At 65.7% G+C, this 15,771-nt stretch carries 15 protein-coding genes, 1 tRNA gene and 2 pseudogenes; 7 read left to right on the top strand and 11 right to left on the bottom strand.

Features of this window, described 5'->3' with window-relative positions; translation table 11 throughout:
* Window positions 1–47 precede the first annotated feature (47 nt).
* Window positions 48–124 (top strand) — tRNA-Met (locus VGN82_RS21895).
* A 28-nt stretch (window positions 125–152) separates the two neighbouring features.
* On the opposite strand, the gene VGN82_RS21890 is transcribed toward VGN82_RS21895, so the two are convergent.
* The gene (locus tag VGN82_RS21890; protein WP_327529152.1) at window positions 153–476 is read right to left on the bottom strand and encodes a hypothetical protein; all 324 of its coding nucleotides are present in this window, start codon (window positions 474–476) and stop codon (window positions 153–155) included.
* On the opposite strand from VGN82_RS21890, the pseudogene VGN82_RS21885 reads away from it, so the two are divergent.
* Window positions 442–1,500: pseudogene (locus tag VGN82_RS21885) on the top strand (IS3 family transposase). The gene VGN82_RS21890 and the pseudogene VGN82_RS21885 overlap by 35 nt on opposite strands.
* A 38-nt stretch (window positions 1,501–1,538) precedes the next feature.
* On the opposite strand, the pseudogene VGN82_RS21880 reads toward VGN82_RS21885, so the two are convergent.
* A pseudogene (locus VGN82_RS21880) lies at window positions 1,539–1,632 on the bottom strand (ATP-binding protein); the annotation flags it as partial.
* Between the two features lie 4 nt (window positions 1,633–1,636).
* On the opposite strand from VGN82_RS21880, the gene VGN82_RS21875 reads away from it, so the two are divergent.
* Complete coding sequence (locus tag VGN82_RS21875) at window positions 1,637–2,095, top strand: ester cyclase (RefSeq protein ID WP_327529203.1); 459 nt, start codon at window positions 1,637–1,639, stop codon at window positions 2,093–2,095.
* Window positions 2,096–2,503: 408 nt separating this feature from the next.
* Here the strand turns inward: VGN82_RS21875 and VGN82_RS21870 are convergent, their stop codons facing one another.
* The 4 genes from VGN82_RS21870 to VGN82_RS21855 are packed head-to-tail and all read right to left on the bottom strand — an operon-like array spanning window position 2,504 to window position 6,650.
* Complete coding sequence (locus VGN82_RS21870) at window positions 2,504–3,769, bottom strand: M20 family metallo-hydrolase (protein WP_327529151.1); 1,266 nt, start codon at window positions 3,767–3,769, stop codon at window positions 2,504–2,506.
* A 2-nt stretch (window positions 3,770–3,771) separates the two neighbouring features.
* A complete protein-coding gene (locus VGN82_RS21865; protein ID WP_327529150.1) occupies window positions 3,772–4,653 on the bottom strand; it encodes an alpha/beta fold hydrolase in 882 nt (293 codons plus the stop codon).
* Window positions 4,654–4,663: 10 nt separating this feature from the next.
* Complete coding sequence (locus VGN82_RS21860) at window positions 4,664–5,446, bottom strand: SDR family oxidoreductase (RefSeq protein WP_327529149.1); 783 nt, start codon at window positions 5,444–5,446, stop codon at window positions 4,664–4,666.
* Between the two features lie 46 nt (window positions 5,447–5,492).
* A complete protein-coding gene (locus tag VGN82_RS21855) occupies window positions 5,493–6,650 on the bottom strand; it encodes a pyridoxal phosphate-dependent aminotransferase (protein ID WP_327529202.1) in 1,158 nt (385 codons plus the stop codon).
* A gap of 213 nt (window positions 6,651–6,863) precedes the next feature.
* Between VGN82_RS21855 and VGN82_RS21850 the strand changes: the two genes are divergently transcribed.
* The 4 genes from VGN82_RS21850 to VGN82_RS21835 are packed head-to-tail and all read left to right on the top strand — an operon-like array spanning window position 6,864 to window position 10,417.
* Window positions 6,864–7,955, top strand: coding sequence for an ABC transporter substrate-binding protein (locus VGN82_RS21850; RefSeq protein ID WP_327529148.1), 1,092 nt, complete (start codon window positions 6,864–6,866; stop codon window positions 7,953–7,955).
* Between the two features lie 29 nt (window positions 7,956–7,984).
* On the top strand, window positions 7,985–8,854 hold the full coding sequence (locus VGN82_RS21845) for an ABC transporter ATP-binding protein (protein WP_327529147.1): 870 nt from the start codon (window positions 7,985–7,987) through the stop codon (window positions 8,852–8,854).
* 10 nt (window positions 8,855–8,864) lie between these two features.
* Window positions 8,865–9,695, top strand: coding sequence for an ABC transporter permease (locus VGN82_RS21840; protein WP_327529146.1), 831 nt, complete (start codon window positions 8,865–8,867; stop codon window positions 9,693–9,695).
* A 32-nt stretch (window positions 9,696–9,727) separates the two neighbouring features.
* Complete coding sequence (locus tag VGN82_RS21835) at window positions 9,728–10,417, top strand: GntR family transcriptional regulator (protein WP_327529145.1); 690 nt, start codon at window positions 9,728–9,730, stop codon at window positions 10,415–10,417.
* 216 nt (window positions 10,418–10,633) lie between these two features.
* On the opposite strand, the gene VGN82_RS21830 is transcribed toward VGN82_RS21835, so the two are convergent.
* The 5 genes from VGN82_RS21830 to VGN82_RS21810 are packed head-to-tail and all read right to left on the bottom strand — an operon-like array spanning window position 10,634 to window position 15,771.
* The gene (locus tag VGN82_RS21830) at window positions 10,634–11,617 is read right to left on the bottom strand and encodes a hypothetical protein (RefSeq protein WP_327529144.1); all 984 of its coding nucleotides are present in this window, start codon (window positions 11,615–11,617) and stop codon (window positions 10,634–10,636) included.
* 2 nt (window positions 11,618–11,619) lie between these two features.
* Window positions 11,620–12,735, bottom strand: a complete 1,116-nt coding sequence (locus VGN82_RS21825) for a GNAT family N-acetyltransferase (RefSeq protein WP_327529143.1) — start codon at window positions 12,733–12,735, stop codon at window positions 11,620–11,622.
* Window positions 12,732–13,934, bottom strand: coding sequence for a hypothetical protein (locus tag VGN82_RS21820; RefSeq protein WP_327529142.1), 1,203 nt, complete (start codon window positions 13,932–13,934; stop codon window positions 12,732–12,734). Before VGN82_RS21820 ends, VGN82_RS21825 begins: the two co-directional genes overlap by 4 nt.
* Window positions 13,931–14,812 (bottom strand): ThiF family adenylyltransferase, encoded by an 882-nt coding sequence (locus tag VGN82_RS21815; RefSeq protein ID WP_327529141.1) that lies wholly within the window; start codon window positions 14,810–14,812, stop codon window positions 13,931–13,933. The genes VGN82_RS21820 and VGN82_RS21815 overlap by 4 nt, the downstream gene beginning before the upstream one ends.
* Complete coding sequence (locus VGN82_RS21810; RefSeq protein ID WP_327529140.1) at window positions 14,809–15,771, bottom strand: hypothetical protein; 963 nt, start codon at window positions 15,769–15,771, stop codon at window positions 14,809–14,811. The genes VGN82_RS21815 and VGN82_RS21810 overlap by 4 nt, the downstream gene beginning before the upstream one ends.

Here is a 15,771-nt window from a genome sequence, read left to right as displayed (position 1 = left end):
CTCAAGACCAGGCCCAAAAATGCCTGGAAACCGGTTCAAGCCCTTGTCGCGGGGTGGAGCAGCCCGGTAGCTCGTCAGGCTCATAACCTGAAGGTCGTCAGTTCAAATCTGGCCCCCGCAACCAAAACAAGCCAAACCCCGATCTTTGGCAGTCAAAGCCGCCCCTCCAAGGGCGGCTTTTTGTCGTTGGCGCCCAGCGTGATCTCAATCATGCGTGCGACCTCCCCGATCAACGCGATCTCGTGGCTCCTGCCTGCAGGGTGAAACACGACCGCCACAATCAGCGTGCGGATGATCGCTGCGTCGGTGCGTGCCTCCTCATTGTCCAGAGCGCCCTTAAGCGCTTCGACCTTCGGACGGTACAGGCCTGCCAGATTGGGGTTGCCGTCGCCCCTCGAAGCGCCCTCGGTTTGAATTGGCATCCGTCCGAAGGAACCGGTGATGAAGAAGAGCCGCTTCAGCGAAGAGCAGATCATTGCGGTGCTGAAGGAGCACCAGGCCGGGGTTGCGGTGGTGGATACCTGCCGCAAGCACAGGATCAGCGATGTACCTCTTGCAATTGGCGCAGTCGCTATGGTGGCACGTCGGCTGAAGGCGTTTGATGACGAGAACCGCAAGCTCAAGAAGCTTCTGGCGGAATCGATGCTGGATGTCGCGACGCTGCGCGAGGCGCTCGGAAAAAACTCCTGAGGCCCGGATCGCGGAATGCGTTCGTGGACTGGGCGGTCAAGGAGAAGAGCTTCGCAGCGTCGGGCCCGCGATCTGATCGGGCTCGCCCCGAAGGCCGATCGCTATGCCTCGCGGCAATCAGACGATGTGGAGATCCGGGAGCGCGTGAAGACCCTTGCCGGTCAGCGGCGGCGGTTCGTCTACCGGCGCCTGCACATCCTACTGCGGCGGGGCGGCATCGCGCTGAACCACAAGAAGCTGTTCCGGCTCTATAGGGAGCAGCGGCTGACGGTGCGCCGGCGTGACGGGCGCAAGCGCGCGCTCGGGACACGGGCGCCGATGACCATGCCGCAGGGGCCGAACCAGACCTGGAGCCTCAAATCTGTCGCGGACCAGCTCGTCGACGACTTTACGCGAGAGTGCCTGGTGCTCGTCGTCGACATCTCGCTAACCGGCCAGCGCGTCGTCCGGGAACTCAATGCGCTCATCGTCCTTCGCGGCCGGCCACTCATGGTGGACAGCGACAGCGGCACCGAACTGAACTCGCGCGCGATCCTGCAATGGCAGGAAGACAGCCGGGTCGAGTGGCACTACGTCGCGCCGGGCAATCCCATGCAGAACGGCTTCGTCGAGAACCTGAACGGCCGCTTTCGGGACGAATGCGTGAACGAGCGCATGTTCCGGAATCTGCTGAGCGCCCGCCGGCTGATCGAGGAATGGAGAACGGACTACAACAACCGCCGGCCGCGTACGCGCCTCGGCGGCCTCGCTACGAACGACTTTGCAACCCGGTCCAGAGCGCACCAAAGCGAGCACAGAGTCCAGTTATGAACGAGGGCAAATAGGGGGCAACGTCATCTCAGGAGCGTTCAGGCGCGGTTCTTGAAGCGCCAATTCGTTGCCGGTCTCGATGATGTCGCAGTGATGCGCGAACCGATCCAACATCGCAGTCGTCATCTTGGCAACGATCTTCGTTCGGCTGACATTCTGTCTTTCGCAGTCCAAAAGCGAGGCCAACATGAGCCCGGATGATGCCAAGCTGGTAATTCGCCGCTTCATCGACGAGGTGATCAACGGACGCAATCTCGATGCGGCTGGCGACTTTGTCGCTGGCAACGTCGTCGAGCAGGTGCCATTCCCGGGGCAAGGGCCAGGATTGGAAGGTCTGAGGGACGTGCTTCGGGCGCTGTTTGTTGCATTTCCCGACATGCACTGGACCATAGATGAACAGCTTGGCGAGGCCGATAAGGTGCTCACGCGGTTTACATGGACCGCAACTCAAAAAGGACAGTTCTTTGGTGCGCCGGCCTCCGGCAAACAGGTCTCGGTTTGGGGGATGGTGATTGACCGTCTTGAGGACGGGCGCATCAAGGAGACGCGCATCCTGATGGATATGTTTGGACTGATGCGGCAGATCGGAGCTTAGGATCTCATCGCTGTGCAAATTGTTGTCTGATTGCGGTTGCTCGCGCAAACCATTCGGCGAACCGCGCTGACTTGCTCCGTCGCGGACGTTCCCTCGGTCTCGGAAGGGACAAGCGCCCGGCGATCGCCCGCGAGACATGCGCCGGGAGCCGACATCGGTGCTGGTCCCGAAAGCAAACATCGAGTGTCGCTCGGTGGCTCGATGGAAGCGGTCGGCCATGGACATTCGACCCGGCAGGCCGAACCACTGATCCAGCCAGTCGAGAACGCGATGGCCAAGCAACGAGCGGTTCGCCATCTCGCAATGGCTGTTGGTGAACTTCGTCGGCCTGTTCGCATGACCGTGACAACGCGGGATGCGCCTGCACCCTGAATGGAAGTACCGGCGGAGCTTGCGCCTGCGCCCCCTTTACACAGGCGAACCGCCTTTCTGGTTGGCCAGCACCCAGACCGTGTCGGCAAGTACGCGGGCTCCGGCGGTCAGATGCTCCGGCTCGGCCCATTCGTCCGGGTTGTGCGAGATCCCACCGCGACATGGCACGAAGATCATCCCGGCCGGGCAGACGTAATGGAGCTGGCGGGCATCGTGCCCAGCGGCTGAATAGACCTCCATCGCCGGGATGCCGAGCGTTGCCGCCGCCTTGGTGATGGTGCTGCGGATGTCGGGCGCAAAGTCGAGCGATGGAGAGTGCTGGATCTCCCGCAGTTCGACCGCACAAGGGCCCTTCATCTCCTCGACGATCCGGCGAACCTCGCCGTCGACCCGGTCCACGACGGCGTTGTCGGGATGGCGCAGGTCCACGGAGAAGAAGGCTTCGGCCGGCACGACCGAGGGCGCGTTGGGCGTCACCTGCAGCATGCCGACGGTCAGGAGCGTGTCCGCTGGCTCCCGCGCTGCCTCGTCCATGGCGCAGATCATGCGCGCGGCTGTCATCAGCGCGTCTCGGCGGTCCTTGCGCAGGGCCGTGCCGGCATGGGCGGCCTCTCCGCGGACGCGAATGCGATAGCGCCGCGTGCCCTGGATGCCGGTGACGACCCCGATCGGAATGCCTGCCCGCTCCAGCACGGAGGCCTGCTCGATATGCGGTTCGACATAGGCATGGATCGGCAGGCGAAACGGCCGGAGCGGCACGTCTTCCTCGCCGGCGAGAATTGCGGCGACGGCCTGCTCGACGCTGACGCCGTCGGCATCACGGATCGCCAGTACCTGAGCCAGTTCCTTGGTACCGGTGAAGAGATCGGAGCCTGTCATGCCCGGCGCGAAGCGCGAGCCTTCCTCATTCGTCCAGGCAACGATCTCGACCGGGCGCAGGGGCCGCTCGCCCCGCGCCATGATCGCCTGCGCCGTCTCCAAGGCCGCGAGAACGCCGAACACGCCGTCGAAGCGCCCGCCGGTAGGCTGGGAATCGATATGGGATCCGGCGACGACGGGGGGCAGGCTCGGATCCTGCCCTTCAAGGCGCAGGAACAGATTCGCTGCCCTGTCGGTAAAGGGCTTGAGACCGATCATGCGGCCCCAGGCGATGATTTGCGCGCGTGTTTTCGCCTCCTCTGCCGAGAGCGTCGGGCGGTCGACGCCGCCATCGGGACGGGCGCCGAACGCGGCCAGCGCCAGATGGCGGGCCCAGAGGCGCTCTCCGTCGATGTAGGCCGAGAGGGGCTTTGCCGAGGCCATGCTCAGTCCGTCCGCATGATCTGCGCGGGATTGGCGCGAGGATCGCGCCGTCCCCAGCGACCGGCCTCGACCTGAGCGATGAACTCGGCCAGCAGGCGGTTGAACAGTTCCGGCTCCTCCAGGTTCAGCGTGTGGCCGGATTTCGGGAAGATCGCGAGGCCGCAACGCGGTACAACCCTCTTAAGATAGAGGCCGGGCTGGATGCAGTGATCGTCCTCGTCGCCGGTCATGACCAGGAGCGGCGCCTGCATGGCGCGGAACTGTGCTTCGAGATCGTAGAGCGAGGGCCGGTGCATCTGCACGCCGCGCATGGTGTTCGCGGCGCCGAGTGAGTCGTGCTGTCCCAATCGTTCGGCGAAGAGCGCCCACCCGCGCGGGTCCTTGTCCTGGAACTGCACGCGCGAGGCGCCCTCGGCATAGATCGGCGCGAAATCCTTCGCTCCATGCTCCTGGAAATTCCGGGCGACCTGCTCGGAGATGCCCTTGAAGTAGTCCTCGTGGGCCTTCTCCGCGCCGTAGCCAGCGCCGGCCGCGACGACGGAGAGCACCCGGCCGGGATGGCGCAGCGCCGCGTGGAGGGCGGCGAAGCCGCCCATGGAGAGGCCGACGACATGGGCCTTCTCGATGCCGGCCGCGCTCAAGACGTCGATGATGTCGTCGGCCGCGCGGGCCTGCGAGTAGCTCTCGGTACCGGGTGGGATCTCGGAGGGCGGATAGCCGCGGGCAGCGAAGGTGATGCAGCGGTGGCGCCGGGCGAAGAAGTTGAGTTGCGGCTCCCAGCTCCAATGGCTGCCGCCGAACTCGTGGACGAAGATGATCGGCGTGCCGCTGCCGGCCTCCTCATAGAAGAGCTTTACGTCGTCGCTGGTCGTGGCGAAAGGCATCGCGCGCTCCTCAGATCACGGAACGGCGGGAGGTGATGCCGCCATCGACGGTGAAGATCGAGCCCGAGGTGTAGCCGGAGCGGAACGAGGCCAGGAACACGATCAAGTCCGTGATCTCATGGACATGGGCCGGGCGCTTCAGCGGGTAGCGCTGCTGCAGCTCCTCGTAGCGGCCTGCATCGCCCAGCCAGTCGGCCGCACGCTTCTTGAGCATGTTGTAAATGCGGTCGGTATCGACCGGGCCGGGATTGACGCCGACGACGCGGATGTTGTCGTCGAGCGAATGGCCGCCCATCGCGCGGGTGAAGGCCATCAGGCTGGCATTGCCGGTCGTGCCGGCGACATAGGCCGGATCGAACACCTCGCCACCATTGCCGATGTTGTTGATGATGACGCCGCCGCCATTCGCCTTCATGCGGGGATAGATCGCGCGGGTGAGATTGATGTAGCCGAAGACCTTGAGCTCCCATCCGGCGCGCCATTTGGCTTCGTCGACATCCCAGAGGCTGCCGCTGGGGACGACCCCGGCGTTGTTGACGAGGATGTCGACGTCCCCGGCCGCAGTGACGAGCTGCTCGATCGCGCGGGGTTCAGTCAGGTCGAGGGCATGAGCTGTCACGGCGACGCCATGCTCCGCCTCGAGCTCGCTCTTGAGCGCGTTCAGCCGGTCGCCCGAACGGGCGACGATGTGGAGGTTGCAGCCCTCCTCGGCAAAGGCACGGGCCAGCCCCTCGCCGATACCCTGCGACGCGCCGGTGATCAGCACCGTCTTGCCCTTGAGCTTGAGATCCATGGTCGATTGTCTCCTCAGATGCGAATGCAGCGGCGCGGCGGCCGGCTCAGAACAACTTCACGGCTTCGTTTTGGCCTCGCGCCTGCTCGATCATGCTCGGCAGCAGTGCGACGAACTCCTCGACCCAGGCGGTCGGTACGGTGGTGCTGATCTTGATGAAGCGGTCGCCGAAATTCGGGGTGTGGTAGGCGCCCTGCCGGATCATGATGTCGTGCTGCTGATAGGCGGCGACGAGCGCCTCGGGCCGGACGCCGGCCCTCTGGCATTCGAGCACGACGAAGTTCCCGTTCGAGGGGAAGACCGGCATGCTGAGGCCGGGAATGCGGTCCGCGGCATCCTTGATCAGCTTCTGGTTGGCGCGCTGCTGGGAGAGCACGCCCGGAAACCATTCATCCTTGATCGAAAGCCCCGCCAGCGCTGCGCGCTGCGACAGAATGCTCGATCCGAGATTGTTCGGCGGGGCGGCCGAGAGCTTCTCCACGATGTCGGGATGGGCGACGACCGCCCCGACGCGGAGCCCGGCCAGCCCGAGCCATTTCGAGAAGCTGTAGATGGTCAGCGTCCGCTCCGGATAGCGCGTCGCGGCCAGCGTGTGCTGATAGGCGAAGTGCCGGTAGGTGCAATCGTGGATCAGGTAGGCGCCGGCCTCGCGCGCGGCGGCGACGATGCCGTCGATTTCCTCGGGCGTGCAGGCGGAGCCGAGAGGATTGTTCGGGTCGACGATGTAGATGACCTTCGTCTTCGGCGTGATCGCCGCCCTCAGCCGCTCAGGTGCGAGGCGGTAGCCGAGCTCCTCGCCATAGATCGGAATCTGCGTCACCGTCGCGCCCACGGCTCGCGCGAAGGCCATCGGCCAGTTCCACGTTGGATCGGTGGTGATGAACTCGTCACCCGGCCCGAGCAGGCTGTGGCAGATATGGTAAAGCGAGGCGACGGCGCCGTCCGAGACGAGCGCGCTCAATCCCGTCAGCCCCAGATCGGCGAGGATGCCGCTGCGCAGCGCCTCGAGGCCGGCCGGAGGTGCGTAGATGTGGAACTCCTCGTCTCGGATGCATTTCTCCATCGCCGCCAGAACGGCCGGATGCGGATTCGCATGATTGGTGTTCTGACCCATCCAGCGCAGACCAGGCGTGCTCACCAGTCGATCGAAATGGGCGTTCCGAACCTCGAAGGGCTTCATGACGGCTCCGTGCTGCTTCGCGATTTTGGTATAATGAAATGCCGGTCTGGCATTTTATAGACGGTTGATTGCACAAAATTCGTATGCACGATAGCTCAAAATATGGATAGTTGACAAATAAGTATGCAAAATGAACATTCTGGCATAATCCAACTTGCGTTCGCCGGGGAACGCGGAGAAGGTTGGGCTGGCGCTGGCGGGAGCTGGCCCTTTAATGAACAAGAGGGGAGATACCGGATGCCGATCTCACGTCGCATTGCCCTGAAAGGTCTGGCCGCCGCAGCGGCGGCAACGACGGGCGCGTTCGCCATGCCTGCCATCGCGCAGGGCACAAGGAAGGTTTCCTTCACGACTTCCTGGATCCCGGAAGGACCGAACCTCTTCGCCTATGTCGCCCGCGACAAGGGCTTCTGGAAGCGCCACGGCCTCGATGTTTCCGTCGCGCGCGGTTCCGGCTCCGGCGCCGCGGCGCAGGCGGTCAGTGCCGGTACCTTCGATTTCGGCATGGCGGCGACGCCAACCGTGATCGTCCAGGCCGCGAAGAAACTGCCGATCACCTGCATCGGCCAGATCAACTATGACGCGCTGATGGGCGTCGGTGTGCTCGCTGGCTCGCCGATCCGCTCGCCGAAGGATCTCGAAGGCAAGAAGCTCGGCGCCAGCGTCACCTCCGGCGAGTATCCGTTCATGCCGCTTTATGCCGAGAAGGCGGGCTTCGACTTGAAGAAGGTCGAGATCCTCCAGGTCGATGGCAAGGTTCGCGAGCGCACGCTGGTCGAAAAGCAGGTCGATGCCGTCTCGGCCTTCGCCACCAGCACCGTCCCCTCGCTCGCCCCGCTCGGCACGGATGTCCGCTTCCTGCTGTTCTCAGCGGTCGGGATCGAGTTCTACGGCCAGTCTCTGACGACCCAGCCGGCGCGCCTGCAGCAGGACAGGGGGCTCTGCGAGGCCTTCGTCCAGGGTGCGATGGAGGCGATCCAGTTCACGATGACCAACTTCGACGAAGCGGTCGACATCTTCCTGAAGGCCAATAGCGAGGTCGCCATCTCGTCGACCGGCAAGGAATACGCCCGCATCGGGCTGGGTCTTACGAACCTGACCAACCTCGTCCCCGAGGTGAAGCAGAATGGCTTCGGCTGGGCTGACCCTGCCAAGGTGTCGACCATGGCCGATCTGGTCGTGAAATACGCGGCAGGCGAAGGCGCGGTGCGCCCCGACGTCGGTGCTCTGTTCACCAATGACTTCGTCGGGAAGCTCAAGCTGTCGGCCGCGGACCTGGCGACCGCCGAGAAGGCTGCGGCGCCCTTCCGCAAATATGTCGGCTCGTGAACCGGGACTGTGCGCGGGGCGATGATTTGATGCTGAGCTTGGCACCTAACGCAGATGTCGGACTGGCCGGGACACCTCTTGTCTCGGTGGCCGGCGTGCAGAAGACCTATTTCACGCGGCAGGCGCCGATCCAGGCGGTTGCCTCCGCGTCGGTCGACGTGGCTCGCGGCGAGTTTGTCTCGCTGCTCGGTCCGTCGGGCTGCGGGAAATCGACCCTGCTGATGATGATCGCCGGGCTAGAGCGCCCGACGGCGGGCTCCATCATGCTGGCAGGCGCGACGGTCGCGGCGCCGCGGCGCGACATCGGCATCATCTTCCAGGATGCGACGCTGCTGCCCTGGAAGAGCGCGTTGGAGAACGTGCTGTTCCCCGTCCGCATCCTCAAACTGCCGATCGAGGCCTATCGCGAGCGCGCCCATGAGCTGCTCAAGATGGTCGGCCTCGCCGGCTTCGAGCACAAGAAGCCCAGTGAACTCTCAGGCGGCATGCGCCAGCGCGTCGCCATCTGCCGGGCTCTGATCCACGATCCCGAGATCCTGCTGATGGACGAGCCCTTCAGCGCACTCGACGCCATCACGCGCGACCAGATGAACGTCGCGCTCTCCGAGATCCTGGAGACCTATCGCAAGACCGTGATCTTCGTGACGCATTCGATCCGGGAGGCCGCCTTTCTCTCCGATCGAGTCGTCGTCATGGGCGGGCGGCCCTCGACGATCATCCTCGACAAGACGATGCCGTTCCCGCGCCCGCGCCGGTTCGAGATCGAGGAGACCCCGGAGTTCGCCGAAATCTGCCGCGAGCTGCGCCTCACCATCGAGGCGGCCCATGGCCACGGACAGCCCGTTGCCAGCCAGGGGTCCAGCAAGCTCGCCGGCGCCGGCGCAAGCAACATCGAGTGAGATCGCGAGCATGGCAAAAGCCACAATCGGTACCGAGACAGGTGCCACGCTGCCGGCTTCCGGCGCCAGTCGGTTCCGCGAAGGCGCTGGCCTCAGCAGCATCCTGCTGCCGCTTGGGCTGGCGCTCCTCGTGCTCGGAGCCTGGCAGCTCTATGTCACGGTCTCGCAGATCCCGTCGGTGATCCTGCCGTCGCCGGTCTCGATCGCCCGCTACATCGTCGCCCGCTACGACATCCTGTTGATGCATGCGGTGCCGACGACGTTGGAATCAGCGGCCGGCTTCCTGCTCGCGCTGCTGCTCGGCGTCGCAATCGCGATCCTCATCACCTATTCGACGGTGGCGCGCGAGGCGCTCTATCCGAACCTGATCTTCTTCCAGCTCATTCCCAAGATCGCGCTGGCACCTCTCTTCATCATTTGGCTCGGCGTCGGCTCGCAGTCGCGAATCGCGTTTTCGGTGTTCATCGCCTTCTTCCCGGTGGTCATCGCGACCGCAGCGGGGCTTTTGAGCGTCGACCGGGGCATGCTCAGACTGTGCCGCTCGCTGACTGCGACGGAATGGCAGGTTTTCACCCATGTTCGCTTTCCGATGGCACTACCGCACATCTTCAGCGGCATGAAGATCGCGATCACGCTCGCGATCATCGGCGTCATCATCGGTGAGTTCATCACGGCACAGGCTGGGCTCGGCTATTTGATCATCTTCGCCACGGCGCGCGCCGATACGGAGGTGTCGATGGCCGCCATCGTGGTGCTTTGCATCTGCGGCTTGCTCCTCTATGGGCTGGTCGCACTGGCGGAATCGATCGCCAACAGGTTCTACTCCGCGGAAAGTCGGTGAGGCGCGCAATGGCGCGAGTGAACGGATCGACAGTGTCCGACGAGCCCGAGTCACTCTCGGCCGGTGTCGTGCATCGCCTCGAGGAGGAAATCCTCAACGGCGCCCGCAGGCCGGGTGACCGGCTCGACGAGCGTCAGCTCGCCGAACAGTTCGGCATGTCCCGTACGCCGGTCCGCGAGGCGCTGCAGCGCCTGGCCGCAAGCGGGCTCGTGGTTTCGCGTGGCCGGCAGGGCTTGCAGGTCGCGCAGATGTCTCTCGCCGATCTGCTTGATGCCTTCAGCGTCGCCGCCGAACTCGAGGCGCTGGCCTCGGCCCAGGCCGCGCGCCGCATCAACCCGATGCAGCGCGAGCGCCTGCAGGCCGCACATATTGCCTGCGCTGAAGCCGCTGCGGCCGAGGATGCCGAAGCATTCTACAGCGCCAACCTTGTCTTCCACGAGCTCGTGGCGGCAGCTAGCCACAACCGGATACTTCAGGATGAGCTGCGCCGGCTTACGCTGAAGATCTCGCCGTACAGACGCGCCACGACCTATCAGCCCGGGCGCATGCATTCCTCGATCCCCGAGCATGAACGCGTGCTCGATGCAATCCTGCGCGGGGACGGCCAACAGGCCGCGCAGATGATGCGCTCTCACGTCACCCTGCTTGGCGAGGGGTTGTCGGACCTTCTGCACTTCCTGCACTCCTCCGACAATCAGGGGCTGCTGGCGGATACCGCCTAAGCTCATCGTGGTTCGCATTGAAGCAGCTATCCGGCCAATGCCATCCGTACTCGTTCCCGACGTTGCTTTCCTGCCCCGAGGCGGACATGCGTGGCTCGGGAGCACCCACGACTAGGTTCCGGATTTGATCTCACGTTGATCTGGTTGGCTTACCGCGCTTGGGCGTTTGCCGCAGCCGCGTCCCTTTCCTGCTCATCGTTCCCAGGCGAAAGTGCTTCAGACAATCAGTTCGCCGACATCGATACGCGCATGTCGTGCGATGGGGCGTCGTGTCGGTTTCCCCACTCGAAACACGTTCACGAGCCGACGATCCGGTGGGAGGGCGCAGCGCCTGACAAGCTCACGGTTGCTAGGGGAGAAATCGACCAGAACCGACACCGGGCAGGCGGCCAATCCCAGCCTCTCCATCGTCAGCCAATCGCGATAGAATGCCCGCCCCGTCTCCAATGGATCTTCGCCGGATGGACGGTGGAACAGGGCGAAGCCTCCGGAAACCAGCTTCCCGCGCTCGCTCGTCAAGGGAGCTGCGAGCCCGAGCCGGCGCAGCATGGGAAAGAGCGGTCCGAGAACCAGCGACGCGGCGGCGGCCTCGAGCCGACCAAGCGCGAGCGCCTCGGCGTCGAGGCCGTCGCGCCCGTAACGGGGATCACTGCGGCTGAGCCGCATCCAATGCAGCAGCTCGCCGCGATGGGCATCGTCGCAGAGAAAGTGGAACGCCGCACGATCGGCGAGGTCGGCGACCTCCGCGACGATCGCCTTGTCGTGGATGACGATGAGATCGCCGGCGGCTTCAGCCAGATCAGCGAGGCGCTGTGGTAGGTCCGGTTCGCCGCGACGAAACGGACCGCGCCAGCTCGCCCGATCAAAGACTGCGGCAGAGAGCGGATCCGGCTCTCCGCCGCGCGCCAGCACGAGCCGTGCGACGATGTCGCCCTGCTCCTCGGTCGCCTTATCGACCTGCGCGATCCGTAGGCCGCGACGCCCGAGCGCAAGGCTCAGGCCCTCGATCGCTGCGCCATGCGAGAGCATGACATCGTGGCCGAGCGGATCGGCCACCGGCAGACGACACGCCGCGTCGGCCAGAACGAGCAATGCGTCTCCGTCGCGGCGCCATCGTGTCGGCTGGATGTTGTGGACGCTGGGCGCAAGCCGGGCTTCCGCGATCAGGTCTTCGAGCAGCTGGCGGTCGAGCATCGCCATCCTCAGGAGGCCAGCGGTTTTGAGAACAGGTGGAGACGGTGCAATGGCTTGGCGCCCGCCTTCTCGGCCTGCCGCAGGCTGGGTCCGTTGGAGTCGGCGATCCAGGTGCCGCCGAGCGTCGTGTAGCCGGCAGCCTTGAGCGCGCTCGCCACCTTGAACAGCATCGCGCCGTTGATGCCGCGGTTATGGGCGGCACGGCCGACCGACTGGTAGACGATCACCGCCCTCCGGTTGGTCCAGCGATGCCAGAGGAAGCGGAGCGGCAGGCTGGGCCCGAGCCGCCCGCCGACCGCTTTCACGAGGGGGTTGAGATCGGGGATGGCGATGATCGCCCCGATCGGCTCGCCGTTGTGGTGGACGACCGTCGAGATCCGCTTGTCGATCACCCACATCATGTCACCGGCCTGGAAGCGGTACTCGGCCTGGGTGGGCGGCACGAACATCGGATTGCCGTCGAAGCCGTCATTCAGGATCAACCGCGAGTCCTCGAGCCGGGCCTCGAAATGGCGCCGATCGATCGGCATCCAGCGATACTCGGGGTCGGCCAGGATCTCACGCTGCTTCGGGCCGAGCAGCAGCGCCGGATCGATATCGGCGAGCGCGATTTCGAAGGTCGTCATCGGGAAGCTGCGGGCATAGCCGTTGGTTTCCAGCAACCTCACGAGATGTGGCGGCGTCCAGACCATGTCGGTATAGGGCGCGTGCTCGAAGCCTCCGGTCATGACGCCGATCTGCTGCATGGCCGTCAGATTGAAATTGCCGGCGATCTCCGACATGCCCCGCGAGCGCGCCCAGGCCTCGGCGGCGCCGAGCAAGGCTGCCGCAACCTCGGGATCGTCGCCGCAGTCGAAATAGCCGAACTGGGCCCGGCGGGTGCCGTGTCGGGCGTTGGACGCATCATGCACGGCGGCGACGATGCGTCCGACCGGGACGCCGTCGCGAAGCGCGACGAACAGTTCGAACCGGCCATGGCCGTCCTTGACCAGCGGGTTGCGGGCGGGGTCGAGCATGCGGTCGAAATCGGCCCACATCGGCGGCACATAGCGGCTGCTGGGGCCGTAGACATGGCCGGTAACCGCGAAGGCCTTCCGGCGGTCGTTGCTGACGATCTCGATCATGCGGGCTGATCCTGAGGGGCGGTCGCCAACATGCGGCGGACCAGCACGAGAGCGGTTTCGGTCGCGGGATCGGCCGAGACGACGGGGATCGTGAGCAAGAGCAGCTCGAGCGGCTCGGTCGAGACGACCAGCATGTGGCTCGCCGAATGCGTCGCCATCAGCGCGCTGAGCCGTTCCGCCACCGGATCGTTTGGCGGCCAATGCCAGGGCTGCTGCGCAGCACGCAGCACCTGGATGTCGCGCAGGGCGGGGCGCAAGATCTCGGGATCGAACTCCGCCAGATCGGATTCGCGCAGATGCCTGGCGCTCTCAAAGACCGGGTGGGCGGCGAGATCGGCGATCAGCGCGGCGCGATCCTGCCCGCGCGACTGGGCGATCGATGCCAGGACGCCGGGCGAGTGCGCCTCGAACAGCCCTCGCAGCGCATCGACCATCAGGCCGGCGGCGAGGAAGCCGGAGAGCAGGATCGCACAGAGCCGTGTGGTTTCGGCGGCGCCCGCCCCGTTCGCCAGTGCCAGCACGGCGCCCAGGAGCATGGCGATGGCGCTGCGCAAGGCCAGCAGGGCGAAGCCCTGGCGACGCGTGCGGTCGCCGCCGCTCTGGATCAGCACGACGCCGACCGCGACGAGCACGCCGAGGCCGCCCAGCCGCACCGGCATGTCGGGCAGCAGCTCGCGGAAGTCCGTCAGCAGGAACGGTAGCACCAGCACGATGCAGAGCCACAGACGATCGACGCCGGCGTTCTCAGCCTTCGTCAGCGAGGCCTTGTCGCGCCGCGCCAGCAGCAGACAGCAGGTGAGCAGCGTCGCGATCTGAAGGCCCGCCAGACCGAGATCGTAGAGGCGCGTCAGATCGGAGAGGCCGAGCAGGCTTCCGGGCACCAGCACGCCCGAGCCGATCAGGACCGCAAGCTTGACGGGACGCGGGGCATGGCGGCGCAGCGCCCCTTCGGTGACGGCGAGGACGCCGAGCGGAATCGCCGCGGCACAGGCCAGCGCAAGACGTTCGAGGCCGGGGCTGCCCGACCACCAGGCGAGGCCGCGCAACACGAATAGGGCCATCACGAGGCCCAGCGCCCATTGGAAGCGTTGCGTCAGGGCGCCGCGCGAGTCGCGCCGGCGAAGGCTGAGCATCGCGACGCCGAGCCCGAGGGTCCCGCAGGCATTGACGACGGAATCAGCGACCAGGATCGAGGTCATGACGGGCCCATCATGCGCGCCAGAGCGGCCCTGACGAAGGGGCGCAGCAGGGCGGCGATCGGCGCCGGCCAGGGCCGCTCTACGGCGGGCTTGTGCGGGTTGAAGAACCAGCCGCGGCAATCCGTGCCGCTCCCCCTGCCGAGGACGAGCGCGATCGCCTCATAGGCCATCATCATGCCCGTCGTGATTACCATCGGCGCGAACGACATCCGGCTGCGCCGACCGGCGGCAACCTCTGCGGCGATGGCGAGATCGACATGATGTCGCGAACTCGAATGCAGCATGACATGCTCGACCTCGCGGAGCATGGCGGCACGCCGGTCCGCCTCGTCGATCGCGCGCCAGTCCTTGCCGAGCGTCGGAAAACCGAGCCGTTCTTCGGGGCGCGGGTCGTCCGGCTTGACCACGATCACCGAGGGCAGGGGCGACATATAGGCATCGATGACGGTAGCCCGCGCGCGCTTGGCGTCGCGATAGAGCTGCACCCCGGCGGCAACGTCGTCCATGCCGTTGACCAGGACGATGCAGCGCGCCGCGATGGCGGGCAGTTGCTCGATCCACTCGGCGCCCAGCACCTCGATCGCGATTTCGGGGTTGATCCGGCGCGCCGCTTCGGCCGCCGCCTCGGCCTTGCCCCGCCCCAGGGTGTCGGCGTTGGCGAAGACCTGGCGATTCAGGTTGGAGGTCTCGAAGCGGTCGATGTCGGCGATGATGAAATGGCCGATCCCGGCCCGTACCAGTGCCATGAACGCCGCCCCGCCCATGCCGCCGACGCCGCAGACGAAGATGCTCGCCGCGCGAAGGCGCTCCTGCTCCTGCGGGGAGACGAAGCCGATGTTGCGGGTGGTGAAGGTCTCGTAGGCGAAGGGCTCGGTCATGATCTCTGCCTCGACGGGCGCGGGCGCAGCAGGCCGTAGCGGCGGCTGTCATCGAGCCAGTAGAACACCGGAAGCACGATCCGCTGGAGCATCAGGAAGGCGGAGGCGCCAGCCAGACCGGGCAAGGAGGTGCGTGGCACCTGACCAAGCAGGTAGCGGCGCGCGGCAGCCAGATCCATCCGGCCGATCTGGAGCACGTCGTCGCCCCGCCCGTAATCGAGCTCGGCCGCGCAGAACTCGTTGTAGCGAGGCTCGCGATGCTGCGTCGCCTCGGTGAAGCTCTTCTTTAGGTCGTCGGAGCCGCCGGTATAGGCGTCGGTGATCACCGAACGCACCTCGTCGAAACCGGCCTCCGGGCCGACGCCGAAGACATGGCGGTGGTCGCGCATGATCTGCCGGGCCAGGGAGAGATGCGTGAAGCTCTGCCGGGAGCCAGGATCCGGCGACGGATAGATGTCGGAGAAGGTCTGGCAGACCATGCCGACGACGCCGGGCACCTGCGTCACATTGGAAATCCAGCGGGGGCGCAGGCCGCCCCGGATGAACAGCACGAGCACGGTGAGCCCATAGAGCACGCCGGACAGGCCGCGGCCGCGCGCGTCGGGATCGACCATGACGAGGCCGAGATGGGTGACCTCCTGGGCGTCCCCGTTCAGCGAGACGCGCATCTGCGCCAGAGCGTTGAAGGCGATCGGTCGGCCGCTCTCCTTCTCGGTGATCAGGGTCACGATCGTCCGGGAGAGCCGTTCGCGCTCGCCGGAGAAGACGCCGTAGGTGAGGGCGCCTTCGGCGAGGGTTCGGGAGGCGACGCTGCGCAACTGCTCGACGAGCGCCGCCAGCCCCGCATCGTCGAGCGTCGCGCCGGGGCGCTCGATGATCCGCGTCACCAGCCCCGGATGGGTGGTCAGCGTCAGATCGAGCGCCGGCCTCGCCAGCGCCGTAAGCCAGAAGCGCAGCAT

The organism is Allobosea sp. (assembly GCF_035999205.1).
Classification (GTDB): domain Bacteria; phylum Pseudomonadota; class Alphaproteobacteria; order Rhizobiales; family Beijerinckiaceae; genus Allobosea.
This window is presented reverse-complemented; position numbering and strand designations above follow the sequence as displayed.

Bases quoted from the DNA above. Each gene is read 5' to 3' on its own strand.
- VGN82_RS21830 (WP_327529144.1), bottom strand. From the start codon at position 11,617: ATGGCGATGCTCGACCGCCAGCTGCTCGAAGACCTGATCGCGGAAGCC.
- VGN82_RS21815 (WP_327529141.1), bottom strand. From the start codon at position 14,812: ATGACCGAGCCCTTCGCCTACGAGACCTTCACCACCCGCAACATCGGC.
- VGN82_RS21825 (WP_327529143.1), bottom strand. From the start codon at position 12,735: ATGATCGAGATCGTCAGCAACGACCGCCGGAAGGCCTTCGCGGTTACC.
- VGN82_RS21820 (WP_327529142.1), bottom strand. From the start codon at position 13,934: ATGACCTCGATCCTGGTCGCTGATTCCGTCGTCAATGCCTGCGGGACC.
- VGN82_RS21860 (WP_327529149.1), bottom strand. From the start codon at position 5,446: ATGGATCTCAAGCTCAAGGGCAAGACGGTGCTGATCACCGGCGCGTCG.
- VGN82_RS21845 (WP_327529147.1), top strand. From the start codon at position 7,985: ATGCTGAGCTTGGCACCTAACGCAGATGTCGGACTGGCCGGGACACCT.
- VGN82_RS21870 (WP_327529151.1), bottom strand. From the start codon at position 3,769: ATGGCCTCGGCAAAGCCCCTCTCGGCCTACATCGACGGAGAGCGCCTC.
- VGN82_RS21890 (WP_327529152.1), bottom strand. From the start codon at position 476: ATGATCTGCTCTTCGCTGAAGCGGCTCTTCTTCATCACCGGTTCCTTC.
- VGN82_RS21850 (WP_327529148.1), top strand. From the start codon at position 6,864: ATGCCGATCTCACGTCGCATTGCCCTGAAAGGTCTGGCCGCCGCAGCG.
- VGN82_RS21840 (WP_327529146.1), top strand. From the start codon at position 8,865: ATGGCAAAAGCCACAATCGGTACCGAGACAGGTGCCACGCTGCCGGCT.
- VGN82_RS21810 (WP_327529140.1), bottom strand. From the start codon at position 15,771: ATGCTGCGCTTCTGGCTTACGGCGCTGGCGAGGCCGGCGCTCGATCTG.
- VGN82_RS21865 (WP_327529150.1), bottom strand. From the start codon at position 4,653: ATGCCTTTCGCCACGACCAGCGACGACGTAAAGCTCTTCTATGAGGAG.